Source organism: Micromonospora sp. NPDC047467, from assembly GCF_040643095.1.
Lineage (GTDB): Bacteria > Actinomycetota > Actinomycetes > Mycobacteriales > Micromonosporaceae > Micromonospora.
Window position 1 is genome coordinate 180377 of the sequence record NZ_JBEYTO010000008.1, and the last position, 15128, is coordinate 195504.

Sequence of the window (15128 nt, forward strand, 5' to 3'; positions counted from 1 at the left end):
GACGGAGGTGCGGTAGCGGCGGACGGCGGTCGCCCCGGCGTCGATCAGCCAACCGCGACAGGTGCGCGGACGCCGTCGACCAGGGCTCGGCACATCGACGTGTGATCGCCGAGCGTCGGGCGGGTCATGAGGTCGCGGATCGGCACCCGGATGCCGAGTTCGGTACGTAGCCGGCGAGCCAGGTGGGTGATGCTCAGCGAGTCGCCGCCCAGCGCGAAAAAGTCGGCGTCATCGGGCAACTGGTCCCGGCCGAGCAGATCGCTCCACAGCCGGCCGAGCAGCGCAGGCACGTCCTGCTCGCAAGCCGCAGCCGGGCGGTCGGCGCCGGGCGTCGCGCCGATGCCGCTGTCGCGCCCGGTCACGAGTGCGGTCGCATCCGGCGCCGGGGCGGTGACGGGCAGCGGGACGGCAGCCGACGGTTGGTGCGCGGCGGGTGCCGGTCTGGCCTCGGCGGCCAGGTGGCGTGGCCCGTGGAAGGCGTAGCCGGGCAGGTGGACGCGGCGCCCGGTGGGGCACGTCGCCTCGATCGCCACCGGCTGACCGATCGTCCACAAACGCCCGAGGGCAGTGGGCGCCGCCTCGTCGTCGGCACCGGGCCGACCGCCGCACAGCGGCACGGCGGTGAGGCCGCCGCTCTCCACCAGAGTGGACAGCGCGTGGCCTGGCCCGACCTCGACCACCACCGCATCGGCGAACCGGTCGGCCAGCCGCCGCAGTGCTGGTCCGAACCGCACCGTGTGGCGCGCCTGTGCGGTGAACTGGGCCGCGCCGACGGGGGCTCCCGGGAGGAGCAGTTCGCCGCTGTTCGCGGCCCACGGCAGCGTGGGCGGTCGCAGTCGCATCCCGGCCAGCGCCTCCCGCAGTGGGGCGTCCACGGCGTCGACGAGCGCGGTGTGGAACGCGCGTCGGGTGCGCAGCCGCCGCGCACGCACCCGGCCGTTCAGCCAGGCCGCAAAGGTGTCGACGACGTCCGGTGTGCCGGCCACCACGGTGTGCTCGGGAGAGTTGACGGCAGCGGTCTCCAGCGCAAGGCCGGATGCGCGTACCAGGTCAGCGGTTTCCTGTTCGCCGCAGGTCAGGGCGAGCATGGCACCGGGTGGGCACTGCTGCATGGCCGCCCCGCGGACGGTCACCAGCCGGGCGGCGTCGGCCAGGTCGAGCACACCGGCCACGCACGCGGCGGTGATCTCGCCGAGACTGTGCCCGGTGACCGCCGCCGGGCGCAGGCCGAGCTCACGCAGCGCCATCGCGGCGGCGTACTCCACCGCGAACAGGGCGGGCTGGGCCAGGGCGGTCTCGGCCAGGTCGTCGGCGGGGAACCCGGGGTCGAGCAGCGCGCGGCCGACCAGCTCAGCGGTGGCGGGGTCGTACTCGTCGAGCACGGTCGCCAGCGCGGCGCTGAAGCCGGGCAGGTCGGCGGCCAGTGGCCGGGCCATGCCGGGGTACTGGGCGCCCTGCCCGGGAAAGGCGAACACGAGTGGCGCCGGGCCGGTCGCGGGCACGCGGCCGTGCACGGCGGTGTGACGGGACGCCAGCCGCTCGGCGAGTTCGTCGGCGTCGGTTCCGACGACGGCGAGTCGCTCGGCCAGGTGTGCCCTGCCGGCAGCCAGGGTCCGCACGACGTCCTGCGGCAGGACGTCGTGGGTGCGCAGGTGCGCGGCGAGCCGGGTGGCGGCGCGGTCGAGCGCGGCACCGTCGGCCGCGGACAGCACGGCCAGGTGGCGGCCCGGGCGGGCGCTGCGAGGGGCGGTGCTCTCGACCGAGGGCTGCTCCACGACCACGTGGGCGTTGGTGCCGCCGACGCCGAACGAGCTGACCCCGGCGCGCCGAGGTGCCGTGCCGGGCCATGGCCGAGCCTGGTCTGGTACGTACAGCGGCGACCCGTCGTGGTCGAGGAGCGGGTTGAGCGTGGTGTGCCCGGCGACCGGAGGGATCACCCCTTCCCGGACCACCAGGATCGCCTTGATCAGGCCGGCCACACCCGCGGCGTTGTCGAGGTGGCCGGTGTTCGCCTTCAGCGCGCCCACCGCGACCTGCCCGGGACGGGCGCCACTCGCGCGCAGGGCCGAGGACGCGGCGGCCCACTCGATGGGGTCGCCGATGCGGGTGCCGGTGCCGTGGCTCTCCAGGTATCCGATGGACTCGCCGCCGACGTCGGCGGCCCGCAGGGCAGCACGGATGACGGACTGCTGGCCCTCGACGGACGGCGCGTAGTAGCCGGCCTTCGCGGATCCGTCGTTGTTGATGGCGGTACCCAGGATGACCCCGTGCGGGGCGGGGCCGTCGTCGAGGGCGTCGGCGAGGCGCCGCAGCACCACGCAGGCGACACCGGACCCGGCGACGATGCCGTCGGCGCTCGCGTCGAACGGGCGGCAGTGGCCGGTGGGGGAGTGGATGCCGCCGGGCACGTGCAGGTGCCCCGCCTGTGGGAAGGCCATCCCGGCGGCGACCACGAGCGCCTGGTCGCAGTCGCCGTTGAGCAGCGCCTGCACGGCGAGGTGTACCGCCACCAGCGATGACGAGCAGGCGGTCTGCACCGCCAGCGCGGGGCCGTTCAGGTTCAGCCGGTAGGACAGGAGGCTGGCCAGGAAGTCGGGCTCGGTGCCGTGCAGCGCGTCCTCCAGCGTCAGCGGCGTGAGCTGGCCGCCGGCCACCATCCGCCGCAGGTAGTCGCTGCTGCTGGCGCTGGCGAACACGCCGGTGGTGAACCCGGTGTCGAGCGGGTTGGCGCCGGCGTCCTCAAGGGCCGACCAGGCGCACTCCAGCATCAGCCGGTGCTGCGGGTCGAGCATCTCGGCCTCGCGCGGGCTCATCCGGAACAGCACGTGGTCGAACCGGTCGGCGTCGGCGAGGTGGCCGTGGACCGCCACGTAGTCCGGGTCGTCGAGCAGGTCCGGGGGCACCCCTTCGGCGGCGAGTTCCTGCCGCTGGTAACGCCGGGTGAGCACCCGTCCGGCAGTGAGAGCGTCCCACCACTGGGTCAGCTCCGGTGCGCCGGGAAACCTGCCGGCCATGCCGGATACGGCGATGTCGAGGGAATGGTCGCGTGCCATGCACCCACCTTTGATCAGTCACCAGGAGCACCGTCCGGCGTGGATCGATGCGGTCTACCTGCCCGGGGCTTGCCAGTAGGTTGCCAGACTAGGCAATGTCATGGCAACGTTCGTGTCGAACATGGCGGCGCACGTCGCCTGGTCACCCCGAGAGGTACCGACGAGGGGAAAACAGCGTGCACGCAGACCCGCGATGGTCGGTCGGCCCGCCCAACACCGCTCCGGCGGAAGGGCTCCACCAGACCGTGGCCCGGCAGGCGCGGCAGCGACCCGACGCCGCCGCCGTCGTGGAGGGCCCTCGCACCATCACGTACGCGCAACTCGACGCCGCCGCGGATGCCTGGGCGGCCGGCCTGGTCGACGCCGGGGTGCGGCCCGGTGACCGGGTGCCGATCCTGCTGCCGCGCAGCGCCAACCTGGTCGTCGCGCTACTGGCCGTGCTCAAGACCGGAGCCGCCTACTGCCTGCTGCCGCCGGACTGGCCCGCGCCGCGCCTCGACGCCGTGCTCACCGACCTGCGACCCCCACTGGTGGTCACCGGCACCGAACCGGCCGGGGACCTCGCGGTGCCGGCCTGGCCGATCTCGGCCGCACCGGTAGATGCGGGCCCCGGCTTCCGGTCGGTGGCCGTCGCCGCCACCGACCCGTGCTGCGTCTTCTTCACCTCCGGCACGACTGGTCGGCCGAAGGGGGTGGTCAGCCCGCACGGAGCCACCGCCCGCCTGCTGCGGCCCGGCGGCTTCGCCCGCTTCGACCACCGGACGGTGATCCCGCTCGCCGCCGCCACCCCCTGGGACGCGTTCTCCCTCGAACTGTGGTCCGCCCTGCTCAACGGCGGCACCTCGGTGATCGTGTCCGATCCCTACCTGTCGGCGTCGGCCCTGCGCCACGGGGTGGCCCGGCATGGTGCGAACACCACGTGGTGCACCGCGAGCCTGTTCAACCTGATCATGGACGAGGCGCCCGACGCGTTCGAGGGCCTGGGCCAGGTGATGATCGGCGGGGAGCGGCTGTCCGTGCCGCACGTACGCCGATTCCTGGCGCTGCATCCCGACACCGTCCTGCTCAACGGGTACGGCCCGGTCGAGTGCACGGTCTTCGCCACCACCCACCGCATCCGCGCCGACGACTGCGAGCGGCCCGGCGGCATCCCGCTCGGCCGACCCGTGCCCGGCACCGAGGTGTACGTGTTGGACGGTCAGCGCCCCTGCGCCGTCGGCGAGACCGGCGAGATCTGCCTGGCCGGCGATGGACTGGCGATCGAGTACCTCGGCGACCCCGCCCTCACCGCCGTCAAGTTCACCCGGATCCGCGTCGGCGATCGGGACGTCCGCGTCTACCGCACCGGCGACCTCGGCACCTGGGACGAGGACGGTCTGCTGCACCTGACCGGTCGCGCCGACCGTCAGCTCAAGATTCGTGGCAACCGGGTGGAGCCGGCCGAGGTCGAACGCCAGATCGAGGAACTGCTCGTCGACGTACGGCACTGCCGAGTGGTGGCCCGCGCCACCGGCCGTGGCGACCGGGAGTTGGTCGCGTTCTGCGTGCCCGTCCGCGACGGTGACCCGCTGCCCGAGGCGACGTCTCGGATCCGCGACGCGCTCGTCGCCTACCACCGCCCGGCCGCGGTGGTCAGCGTCGCCGCGCTTCCGCTCACCGCCCAGGGCAAGCTGGACGAGCGGGCGCTGCTGGCGCTGCTGACACCCCCCGCTGTCACCTCCGACCCGGCCGCGGGCCGCGACCCGGCCACCCTCGACGACCCGGTGCTGCGCGACGTCGCGGAGTGCGTCGCCGCCGTCCTCGGTGTCGGCACGATCCGGCTGGGCACGCCGTTCCCCGAGATGGGTCTGACCTCGCTCGACGCCGGCCGGGTGTGTGCCCGTCTCTCGGCGCGCACCGGCATTCCGGTGCCGGTGTCCTGGCTGTACGAGTACCCGACCGTCACCGGCCTCGCTCGCCGGCTGTCCGACGCGGCGGACGTCCCGGACTCAGGGCGGGAGGCCGCCGTGCCGGTCCCCGACGACGACACCGCCCCGCTGACCGCCGTCCAGGTCATGCAACTGACCCGGGAACTGCTGAACCCGGCCGACCGTACCGGGCACTGCCTGCTCAGCTGGGTCGTCGAGGGCGAACTCGACCGGTCGGCCCTGTCCGCCGCGATCGCTGCCGTACACCTGCGGCACGAGTCGCTGCGCGCGGCATACCTGCTCGACCCGGAACCGGCGGCGTATCCCGACGACGTGCCGGCGCCCACGCTGACCGTGCTGCCGCCGCGGGCCGACGTCGACGTGGCCCTGGCCGCCGCCCGCGAGGCGCTCGCCGCGCCGTTGGCGCCACAGGACGCCCAGGTGTGGCAGACCGTCCTCGTGCCTGTCGACATGCCGGAGCCGGCACCGCCCACGGCCGTGTTCGGATGCGCGGTGCACCATGTCGCCTTCGACGGGTGGTCCGAGGCGGTCCTTGCCAACGATCTCGGCACCGCCTACCGGATCGCCCTGGCCAACGTCGACCCCGACCGGCTCGCGGTCGCGCTCGGACCCGGCCCGGCCCTGGCCGACCTGGCCCACGCCGAACTGGCCCGCTGCCGGCTGGCCGAGCCCGAACGCCGCCTCGCCGAAGTGCGCGCCGCCCTGGCCGGTGTGCCGCCGTTGCGGTGGCCCTCCGATCCGTCAACCCTCGACGGCGACGGCGACGGCACGGGATCCGACGGCCGCGTCGCATCCGCCGAACGCCCCCGCCGCGCGCTGAGCGGCCTGCCGTCCGCAGCCGACGGCGTGACAGCGTTCGAGGCCGCGACCAGCACGACGGCACCGTTCGTGATCGTGCCGCGCCGGCAACCCGAGCGGGTCGAGGCGACGCTGGCCGCGGACGCCCTCGCGGCCGTTGACGCCGCCGCTGCCGCTGCCAACGTCACCCGCTTCGTCGTGCTGCTCGCCCTCTGGGCGGCCAGCGTCGCCGACGTCACCGGCCAGCGGGACGTCGCCTTCGGGGTGCCGGTGGCCCGCCGCGACGACCCCGCCCTGGAACGCGCGATCGGCTGCCACATCACCATGGTCTGCCTGCCACTGCGCGGTGCCGCGTGCGCCGGCGACACCGCTGCCGTCCGGATCGTGGGTCGTACCGTCCAGCAGATGCTCGCGGCCCAGAGCCTGGCCGGGTTCCAGCTGCTCGGCGAGGCCGGGCGACCACCGGCGTACCAGACGCTGTTCGCCTACCAGAACAATGCCGTCCCCGAGCTGCGGATGCCGGACGCCCGCGTCACCTTCGTCCGGCAGCCGTATCTCGACCTGCCCCTCCAGTTGCACGCCGAGCTGTGGCCCGACGGCGACGGCCTGCGGCTGGAGGTCACCTACAACCCCACGGCGGTCACCGAGAAAACCGCGGCCGACCTCGCCAAGCACTTTTCCGAGTACGTGTACAGCCAGGCGACGGGAGTCCGGCCATGACCATTAGCACCATTCCGGCCACCACCACCGAGCCAGCGGAGACCGACGCGCCGGGCCGGGCCGTGGCCGGCACGCCGTCGCTGTCCCGGCTCACCGACTCGGACCTGTACGCCACCGGCGATCCGCACTCACTGTGGGCGTGGATGCGCGCGGAAGCGCCGGTGCACTGGCAGCCCGCGACCGAGCTGCCAGGGTTCTGGTCACTGACCAGGCATGCGGACATCCGCGCCGTCTACCAGGACAGCGCCACGTTCAGCTCGGCGCAGGGCGTGCTGCTGCGGCCAGCCGTGGCAGGCCCCGATCCGGGTGGCAACCTCACGCTCGCGCTCACCGACGCCCCCCGTCACAAGCAGTTACGGGCGCTGATGGCCGGTTGGTTCAACACCCGCGCGGTGCGGGCGTTGGAGGGCTACGTGCGCGCCAGTGTCCGAGGCGTCCTGGACCGCGCGGCGGAGCAGGACACCTGTGACTTCGCCACCGATGTGGCGGGACGGCTGTCCCTGATGGTGATCGCGCACATCCTCGGGGTGCCCGAGGCCGACCACGACAAGCTGTACCGATGGACCGACGAGGCGTTCGCGGCCCACAGCTCGCTCGTCTCGCACCCCGACATCGTCGACTACTTCATGGACCTGCTGTACCGCCGGATGGAGGAACCGACCGAAGACCTGGTGAGCGCGCTGCTGCACGGCACCGTGGGCGGTGACCTGCTCACCGAGATCGAGGTCGTGCTCAACTGCGAGAACCTCATCGGCGCCACCGAGAACGGCCGGCTGGCCCTCATCGGCGGGGCGCAGGCGTTACTCGAACACCCGCAGCAGTGGCACCGCCTCGCCTCTGACCGGACGCTGTTGCCCAGCGCGATCGAGGAGATCATGCGGTGGACGTCGAGCGCCACCCACAGCGTGCGGACCGCCACGCGCCCGTACGAGCTGCGCGGTCAGCGCATCGCCGCCGGCGACAAGGTCGTGCTCTGGCTTCCCTCCGCCAACCGTGACGAGGACGTGTTCACCGACCCGTACGAGTTCGACATCACGCGTACGCCCAATCGGCACATCGCCCTCGCCGTCGGTGAGCACTTCTGCATCGGTGCCACGCTGGCCCGGGCCCAGATGCGGGTGCTCTTCTCCGAGTTGCTCGACGGGGCGTACGCGATCGAGTTGGACGGCCCGGTCCGCCGGGTCAGCTCGATCGCGGTCAACGGCACGGAGAGCCTGCCGGTCCGGCTGCGGGCGCGCTAACCGGCGGGTACGCCCGCACCATCACCGAACCCCTCGGGAGGACACCTGTGCCAACACCACGTATCACGCACCTGGCCGAGCCCGCCGGCGTGCAGCCAAGCTCCGGTTACACCCATGTCGTGCTCGGGCGGGGCCGGCTCGCCGCGATCGCCGGCCAGATGGCGTTCGACGCCGATGGGGAGCTGGTCGGCCCGGGTGACCCCGAGGCGCAGGCGCGGCAGGTCTTCACCAATATGGGTCGCTGCCTGGCAGCAGCTGGCGGCGGCTTTGACGACGTCGTCAAGCTCACCTGTTTCGTCACCGACGTCGCGTTCGTGCCGGCGGTGCTGGCGGTACGTGACGAGTTCATCGACACCTCCCGGCCGCCGGCCAGCACCGTGGTGCAGGTGGTCGCGCTCTACCGCCCGGACCTGCTGCTCGAAGTGGACGCTCTGGCACTGTTGGAGGAGGCGTGATGACCGGGACCGTGACCGTCGCAGCCCCACCACCGTTCGACCCCGAGCTGGCCGGTCCGCTGGCGGAGATTCTGTCCCAGCTGCCGATGCCGCTCACCGCCGACCTGATCGCCGACCGACGGCAACGCTCCCGGAGCGGCCGTCTGACCGACGCGCAGATCCGCCGCGATGGGGCGTTCGAGATCGAGGAACGGAAGGTCCCCGGCCCGGCCGGCGCCCCTGACATCAGCCTGCTGATCTGCAGGCCGGTGGGCGTCACGACGCCGGTCCCGGTGGTTTACCACACCCACGGCGGCGGCATGGTGGCCGGCAGCCACCGCAGCACCGAGCTGATCGGCGAGCTCGACCGAGCTCAGGCGCTCTCCCTCGCGGTGGTGTCGGTCGAGTACCGGCTCGCGCCCGAGCACCCCGATCCGGCACCCGTGGAGGACTGTCACGCGGGTCTGCTGTGGCTCGCCGATCACGCCGGCTCCCTCGGCCTCGATCCTGACCGGATCGTGTTGAGCGGCAACAGCGCCGGTGGCGCCCTGGCCGCCGGCCTGGCCCTGCTCGCGCGGGACCGCAGTGGCCTCCGGCCCAAGGGACAGCTGCTGCAGTTCCCGATGCTGGACGACCGGTGCGCCTCGGACTCCTGCCGTCAGCTCAGCCGGGTCGGCCTGTGGGACGGGCTGTCCAATGAAGCGGGCTGGACCGCGCTGCTCGGCGAGCGCCGAGGCACGCCGTCGGTGTCCTGTTATGCCGCTCCGGCGCGGGCGACGGACCTGTCCGGTCTGCCGCCGGCCTTCATCGAGGTGGGCTCGGTCGAGGCGCTGCGCGACGAGGGCATCGAGTACGCGAGCCGGATATGGCGTGCCGGCGGGCAGGCCGAGCTGCACGTCTGGTCGGGCGCGTTCCACAGTTTCGACGAGTGGGTGCCTACCGCCACGGTCTCGCGAAACGCCCAGCAGGCCCGCATTGGCTGGCTGAGGCGGGTGCTCGGCTGACCGAGGCCGGTCAGCAGCCGCCGGGGAGCCGGGTCACCGCCGTGTGGCGGCCCCGGCTCGACGCGTGGGGCGAGATCCGCGCCGTCCGAGACAACCAACTTGGCACATGCGAGACAACACGGCTGGGCTACCGTGGCTGCGCCCTGGTCGACGAACGCGTACTCGCGTGCCCGTGCCGTGCCGGCCTATCCCGATCTGCGGCGTATTTCCGCACCTAAAGCGCGGTTGCCTAAACGGATATTCACTAATGCCATCTTCTGGCAACTTATTGCCAAGCACTGGTGCCCCAGATAGGTTGGTCGTACCAGGGAGGACAACCCGACGCGGTACGACCGCCGGCTTTGCCCTCACCCGCATCCCTCACATCTGGAGTTGACTGTGCGTAGGTTCCTCATGATCGCCGTTGCCGTCCTCGTCTCCGTGCTGTGCACGACAAGCGCCGCCTCGGCCACCGACATCGACTGGCCGGTGGCCCCGCCCTCCAGCGCGCGATGACGTCTCGGCTCGCCGGTCCCGCGGGGAGCCAGCCGTCGCGGGCGGGTGGGTACGGTCCGCACCGATGGCGGGCAGGACCGGATATCGGCGGGCACGAGGGGGCCAGCCTGGTCCTCCCGCAGGACGCGGCACGGGCACTGGTGGCCGCCGCGGCGCTGGTCAACACGAGCGGAGGAGACGGCGCCCAGCCCGATGATGCCGCGCTCAGACGCATTGTGCAGATCCTGGCCTGGGACGAGGGGCCGACCTGTGGCAGGAACGATCTGCAGACGCTCCGCAGCCTCCACCCTCGACTCCGTGAACTCTGGCAGGCAACCGGAGATGCCGCGGCACAGGTGGTCAATCAACTGCTCCACGAGTTCAACGCGCTTCCGCAACTGGTGAAACGCGGCACCTGGGGTTTCCGCTGGGAGGTCGCTCCAGCGGATGCGCCACTCGCGACCCGCTTCGCCATCAGAACATCGATCGCCGTTGCCGACCTGCTTCGTCAGGGAGAGCTTCGCCGGCTACGGTCGTGCGCCCACCCCGAATGCCACAACGTGATGGTGGACCTCTCCAAGAACAGATCCAAGAGGTACTGCGACGGTCGTTGCGGAAATCGTGCCGCCGTCGCCGCGTACCGCGCCCGTATGTCGACCAGCGGCTGACAGCGCCGGGACCGGACCGCCTCGGCGATCCGGTCCCGGCGGGGTGCCCTTGAGCGGCAAGCCGCTGGCCCGGCGCACAGCGCGTGCGGGATGTTGTCGTCGGTGTCGAGTGTGATCTCGGGCGGGCCGGCCGGGACTGGCGAGTGCCCGTCCCGGCCGGCCCTCGTCAGGTCACCCGGTCAGGAGCGGCTGCCAGCCGTCGCGGTAGCGCAGACCGCGAGGGTGGAGCCGAATCTGGTCGTGCGCTGTTCCGGAGACCGGCTCGGTTCGTATCGCCTGCGGCCGGTCCACCACGACGCAGACGTCCTCGCCGGGCCACCACCAGCCGCAGGAGCGGGCCAGGCCGGCCCAGGCGTCGAGATGTTCGGCCTCGTCCGGCCCGTACCTGGCAAGGCCGAGCCGATGCAGCACGTCGTAGTAGGCGATCCATGACGCGTCCTGCTGCCCGTACCAGCACACGGGCACTGGAGCTTCGTCCGCGAGGACCGCGCGCACGGGCAGGTAGTACCCGTGCGCGAGGCTTCGGTGCAATGCCGTGCGTACGCCTTGGTGCAGCACGACAGCGAGCGGAACGCCACTGTCGAGCGCGTGTGGCGGCGCCAGTTCCGGCCATGGTTCCTTGGTCTTGCTCGCACGCACGGGTGACAGTTCGGGATCGGTGTGGGTGACGCCCGCACTCAGCGCGCCGCGCAGCTGGGAGGCGATCATGGCAATACCGCTTGCCAGCGGCGGTGTTCCGCGCGGCCGGGGGTCCCGGATGCGCTCGTAGAGTTGATCGAGGGTGGGCCAGCCGGTGATCAGGGGGAGTGCCTTGGCTGGCGAGTCGACCCATTCGAACCGGGGTCGGGGCCGCGATGCCCTGGCGTAGATGGCGGTCAGGCAGCGCTCGGCGGCCGACCTGTCAGCCGGCTGTGTGGACAGTGCGTGGTCGAGCCATTCCTGACGGATTCGAATGGCCTGCTGCCACAGGTCGCGCGGGTTGCCGCTGCGAACGGCCTGTGGGGGTTTCGCGGCGTCGTCGCGCCGCGCGGGGGCGCTCACAGCGCCAGGGCGTCGCCGCCCTTCCGGTAAGAGATCATGGAACGACTATGGCCCACAACGCGACGCCGGCGCAAGGCGATTGCCCGCCTGCCACGCCGCCTGGTCCTCGACGTCGACGCCACGACCGACGCAGGACCGCTGCCGCTCCCCGTGTGGCCAGGATCATCCTGACGAACCGAACCGACTGGTCGGTACAGTTTCGGGATGACCTCCTTGGTGACGTCGGCTCCAGAGCCGGCGCTGTCGGCCCGTCGACGGTGGGCGGCGCTCGCTGTGCTGGCCGCGGCTGTGCTGTTGCTCGCCATCGACGGGACGGTGCTCTCGCTGGCGGTGCCGGCGCTGACCGCGAGCCTGGCGCCGAGCGCGGAACAGATCCTCTGGATCGGTGACATCTACTCGCTGACGTTGGCGGGTCTGCTGGTGCTGATGGGCAATCTGGCCGACCGGTTCGGGCGTAAGCGGATCCTGCTGATCGGTTCGGTGGCGTTCGGTGCGGCGTCGCTGCTGGCCGCGTTCGCTCCCAGCGCGCAGGCGCTGATCGGGGCGCGTCTGCTGCTCGGTGTGGCAGGGGCGACGCTGATGCCGTCCACGCTGTCGCTGATCCGCAACATCTTCACCGACAGCGGCGAACGGACCCGGGCGATCGCGATCTGGTCCACCGCCTTCGGGGCGGGGTCGGCGATCGGGCCGCTCGTCGGCGGGTTCCTGCTGGAGCACTACTGGTGGGGTTCGGTGTTCCTCATCAACGTGCCCGTGATGATCCTGGTGGTGGTCTCCGGCCTTCTTCTGCTGCCGGAGTCGCGCGATCCGCAACCGGGCCGCTTCGACGTGCTATCCGCGGTGCTGTCCATGGCGGCGATCGTGCCCCTGGTGTACGCCATCAAGCATGTGGTCGGGGCTGGCGTCGACGGCGTGACAGTGTCCTGCCTGCTCGCCGGACTGGCAGCCGGCGTGCTGTTCGTGCGGCGCCAGCGGCGGCTGGAGCAGCCCATGCTCGACGTCGACCTGTTCCGCAACGCGGCGTTCTCCGGGGCGGTCGTCGCCAACGTCATCTCCATCTTCGCGCTGGTCGGGCTGCTGTTCTTCTTCTCGCAGTATCTGCAGTTCGCCCGCGGGTTCGGCCCATTGCAGGCTGGCCTCGCCGAGATGCCCGCGACGTTGGCCTCGATCGTCGTCATCGCGATCATCGCGCTGGTCGTGGCCCGGCTCGGCCGGGGTCGGGCCATCGCGCTCGGCCTGGGCCTGGCCGCCGTGGGGCTGGCAGCGGTGGCGGCGGCGGCGCACGGGCCGTACCTGTGGCTCGGTCTGGCGCTCGTGCCCATCGGCCTCGGCATCGGGCTGGCGATGACGCTGACCGGCGACGCCATCATCTCGGCCGCACCACCACGCAAGGCCGGCTCCGTCTCCGCGATCACCGAGACCGCCAACGAACTCGGCGTGGTGCTGGGCATCGCGGTGCTGGGCTCCCTTCTGTCGCTGCTGTACCGCAACAACGTGAGCGTGCCGTCCGGGCTGCCGGCCGAGGACGCGGCGCGGGTACGTGACTCGCTGGGCTCGGCGCTGCAGGTGCTGCCGCCGCAGGCCGCTGCCGGCGCGCGGGACGCGTTCATCACCGGCATGCAGGTCACTTCGCTGGTCGCGGCGGCGCTGACCCTCGTAGCGGCGGTGCTGGCATGGGTGCTGATCCCGTCGCCGCGCACACCGCGGCCGTAGGTACGGTGTCGCCGTGGGACGCACAGCTGGGCGGTCACCGCACGACACCCGACGGGCGTTGCTGGACGCGGCCGCCGACGCCGTCCGTGTCCGTGGGATCCACGCGTCACTGGACGAGATCGCCCGCTTCGCCGGCGTGTCGAAGGGCGGGCTGATCTACCACTTCGCCAGCAAGGACGAGCTGATCCTGGAATTGGCCCGTGATCAGCTCGCCGCCTTCCAGGCCAGCGTCGACGCCGCACTGGACCCGTCGGACACCGCGCCTGGACGGCTGACCCGGGCCTACGTCCGGGCGGCACTGGCGCCGGACGGTGACGAAGCAGCGGCCCGCGAATCTCTTGCCCTGATTACTCAGCTCATGACCCTGCCCGCGGTCGCCGAACTCGCCCGGGCCGACGCGGAACGGCTGGAGGCGGCACTTGCCGCTGACGGGCTGCCCGCCGACGTGCTGGCGCTGGTGGTGGCAGCAGCGGACGGGATGAGCACCGCACCGCTGTGGGGCGCCTCGACGCGGACGTCCGCCAACCGACGGCTTGCGCAGCGGCTGCTGCACCTGACACGGCACCCACACCTGTGGGAGACGCTCGCCCCTGAGGCCTGAGGAACCGGCGACACTGTGACCATGCGAAAGGGCTTGACCATCGGCGAGTTCGCCACGCTGAGTCATCTGAGCGTGCGGAACCTGGCCGGATCGAGGTTGTCGACCTGCCGCCGGTCGATCTCGCCGTGGTGGTCCACGTGGGGGCCACACGACGACATCGACGTCACCTATGGCCGCCTGGGTGCCTGGGTGATCTCCCACGCGTTGGGCGTCGCCGGGCCCGTCCACGAGACATACCTCGTCGGTCCTCGGGACACCGGGGACCCCGCGCGGTGGCGGACCGAGCTCGGTTGGCCGGTCTTCCGTCTCACCTCCGGCTGACGGCCTCCCGTCACGGGGCTGCGGAACGAGGAGCCCGTCTGCTCTCTTGACTCTCCCGCCGGGGGAGGCCTGACCGTGCAGGGATGGAAACGAACGCAGGCCGAGGCATCGTCATCTCCTGGGAGGACCTGCCGGCCCCGATCAGGGCGTACCTCCCCGCGCACCAGGCTCGCGACACGGAGGCAGCCATCAGCGTCTTCGCCGCCGACGCCGCGGTGACCGACGAGGGCCGTACCTACTATCGGTTCGCCCTGGAAGGCGCCCTGATCACCCGGCTGGTGATCGAACCGTAGTCGACGCCGTCACGTCCCTTGACTCTCTCCCGAGGAGAGCTGCATCGGTAGTGGCGCGTCACTCGTTGACGGCTGGTCCGACGCGGTGTGGGATATGTTGCATGCCGATCCCCGAGCGTCAGGGTGTGATCCCGCGTGCCCTGCTGCGGGACAACGCGTACCGGACCATCCGGGACGCGATTGTCGATGGCACCCTGGCGCCGGGGGAGCGGCTCAACGATGCGGATCTGGCGCAGTGGCTGGGCGTGAGTCGCACCCCGGTGCGGGAGGCGCTGGCCCGGCTTGAGGAGGCGGGCCTGGTCCAGACCAAGCCCGGCCGCTACACGATGGTCACTCCGCTGGACGTCCAGGCCGCGCGGGCAGCGCAGTCGGTCACTGCGGCGATGCACGAGTTGGCCGTGCGTCAGGCTGTGCCCAATCTGTCCGCCGAGGAGATCGAGTCCATGCGGGCGGCCAACCGGCGGTTCGCGGCAGCTCTGCGGACGGGCGACGTCGACGCGGCGATCGCCTCGGACGACGAATTCCACCGCGTAGCGGTGACGGCCTCCGCCAATTCGGCGATCAGGTCGGTGCTGGAGCAGTTCACGCCGATTCTGCGACGGCTCGAACGGCTGCGCTTCTCCTCGCTGAACGGGCGCGATTCGGTCGCTCTGCATGAACGCATCATCGTTCTGTGCGAGGCCGGCGATGCCGAGCGAGCCGCGTTGGCCGCCCGGGACAATTGGTTGAGCCTGGATCCGCTCTTCGATTTCGGGGCGTCGGACGACGCGCCCGCGCGATGAGGCATCCGTCGCCTCGGCGTCGCTGAGGCACGCCCGCTGCTCGTAGCGCCCGCCATC

The 15128-nt window shown here is 71.9% G+C and carries 12 protein-coding genes; 10 read left to right on the top strand and 2 right to left on the bottom strand.

Annotated features, from left to right (window positions below):
• Positions 1 to 44: 44 nt before the first annotated feature.
• Positions 45 to 3053 (bottom strand): beta-ketoacyl synthase N-terminal-like domain-containing protein, encoded by a 3009-nt coding sequence (locus tag ABZ780_RS22750; RefSeq protein WP_357487386.1) that lies wholly within the window; start codon positions 3051 to 3053, stop codon positions 45 to 47.
• Between the two features lie 176 nt (positions 3054 to 3229).
• Between ABZ780_RS22750 and ABZ780_RS22755 the strand changes: the two genes are divergently transcribed.
• The 5 genes from ABZ780_RS22755 (at position 3230) to ABZ780_RS22775 (ending at position 10320) form a co-directional block, all read left to right on the top strand.
• Complete coding sequence (locus ABZ780_RS22755; RefSeq protein WP_357487387.1) at positions 3230 to 6499, top strand: AMP-binding protein; 3270 nt, start codon at positions 3230 to 3232, stop codon at positions 6497 to 6499.
• On the top strand, positions 6496 to 7740 hold the full coding sequence (locus tag ABZ780_RS22760) for a cytochrome P450 (protein ID WP_357487388.1): 1245 nt from the start codon (positions 6496 to 6498) through the stop codon (positions 7738 to 7740). Before ABZ780_RS22755 ends, ABZ780_RS22760 begins: the two co-directional genes overlap by 4 nt.
• A gap of 47 nt (positions 7741 to 7787) precedes the next feature.
• Complete coding sequence (locus ABZ780_RS22765) at positions 7788 to 8195, top strand: RidA family protein (protein ID WP_357002453.1); 408 nt, start codon at positions 7788 to 7790, stop codon at positions 8193 to 8195.
• A complete protein-coding gene (locus ABZ780_RS22770; protein ID WP_357487390.1) occupies positions 8195 to 9178 on the top strand; it encodes an alpha/beta hydrolase in 984 nt (327 codons plus the stop codon). Before ABZ780_RS22765 ends, ABZ780_RS22770 begins: the two co-directional genes overlap by 1 nt.
• Before the next feature lie 635 nt (positions 9179 to 9813).
• Positions 9814 to 10320, top strand: coding sequence for a CGNR zinc finger domain-containing protein (locus ABZ780_RS22775; protein ID WP_357487392.1), 507 nt, complete (start codon positions 9814 to 9816; stop codon positions 10318 to 10320).
• Positions 10321 to 10491: 171 nt separating this feature from the next.
• On the opposite strand, the gene ABZ780_RS22780 is transcribed toward ABZ780_RS22775, so the two are convergent.
• On the bottom strand, positions 10492 to 11361 hold the full coding sequence (locus ABZ780_RS22780) for a DUF6745 domain-containing protein (RefSeq protein ID WP_357487394.1): 870 nt from the start codon (positions 11359 to 11361) through the stop codon (positions 10492 to 10494).
• 204 nt (positions 11362 to 11565) lie between these two features.
• Between ABZ780_RS22780 and ABZ780_RS22785 the strand changes: the two genes are divergently transcribed.
• From ABZ780_RS22785 to ABZ780_RS22805, 5 genes are all read left to right on the top strand, one after another.
• Positions 11566 to 13074 (top strand): MFS transporter, encoded by a 1509-nt coding sequence (locus ABZ780_RS22785; protein WP_357487396.1) that lies wholly within the window; start codon positions 11566 to 11568, stop codon positions 13072 to 13074.
• A gap of 13 nt (positions 13075 to 13087) precedes the next feature.
• Positions 13088 to 13675, top strand: a complete 588-nt coding sequence (locus ABZ780_RS22790; RefSeq protein WP_357487398.1) for a TetR/AcrR family transcriptional regulator — start codon at positions 13088 to 13090, stop codon at positions 13673 to 13675.
• 21 nt (positions 13676 to 13696) lie between these two features.
• A complete protein-coding gene (locus ABZ780_RS22795) occupies positions 13697 to 13996 on the top strand; it encodes a GyrI-like domain-containing protein (protein ID WP_357487400.1) in 300 nt (99 codons plus the stop codon).
• 83 nt (positions 13997 to 14079) lie between these two features.
• Entirely contained in the window at positions 14080 to 14289 is a 210-nt protein-coding gene (locus ABZ780_RS22800) for a hypothetical protein (RefSeq protein ID WP_357487402.1), read from the top strand.
• Positions 14290 to 14390: 101 nt separating this feature from the next.
• Positions 14391 to 15071 (top strand): GntR family transcriptional regulator, encoded by a 681-nt coding sequence (locus ABZ780_RS22805; RefSeq protein ID WP_357002437.1) that lies wholly within the window; start codon positions 14391 to 14393, stop codon positions 15069 to 15071.
• The last annotated feature ends 57 nt before the right edge of the window (positions 15072 to 15128 follow it).

Coding starts and splice junctions, on each gene's coding strand:
- ABZ780_RS22805 (WP_357002437.1), top strand. CDS start 14,391: ATGCCGATCCCCGAGCGTCAGGGTGTGATCCCGCGTGCCCTGCTGCGG.
- ABZ780_RS22785 (WP_357487396.1), top strand. CDS start 11,566: ATGACCTCCTTGGTGACGTCGGCTCCAGAGCCGGCGCTGTCGGCCCGT.
- ABZ780_RS22750 (WP_357487386.1), bottom strand. CDS start 3,053: ATGGCACGCGACCATTCCCTCGACATCGCCGTATCCGGCATGGCCGGC.
- ABZ780_RS22800 (WP_357487402.1), top strand. CDS start 14,080: ATGGAAACGAACGCAGGCCGAGGCATCGTCATCTCCTGGGAGGACCTG.
- ABZ780_RS22795 (WP_357487400.1), top strand. CDS start 13,697: ATGCGAAAGGGCTTGACCATCGGCGAGTTCGCCACGCTGAGTCATCTG.
- ABZ780_RS22760 (WP_357487388.1), top strand. CDS start 6,496: ATGACCATTAGCACCATTCCGGCCACCACCACCGAGCCAGCGGAGACC.
- ABZ780_RS22770 (WP_357487390.1), top strand. CDS start 8,195: ATGACCGGGACCGTGACCGTCGCAGCCCCACCACCGTTCGACCCCGAG.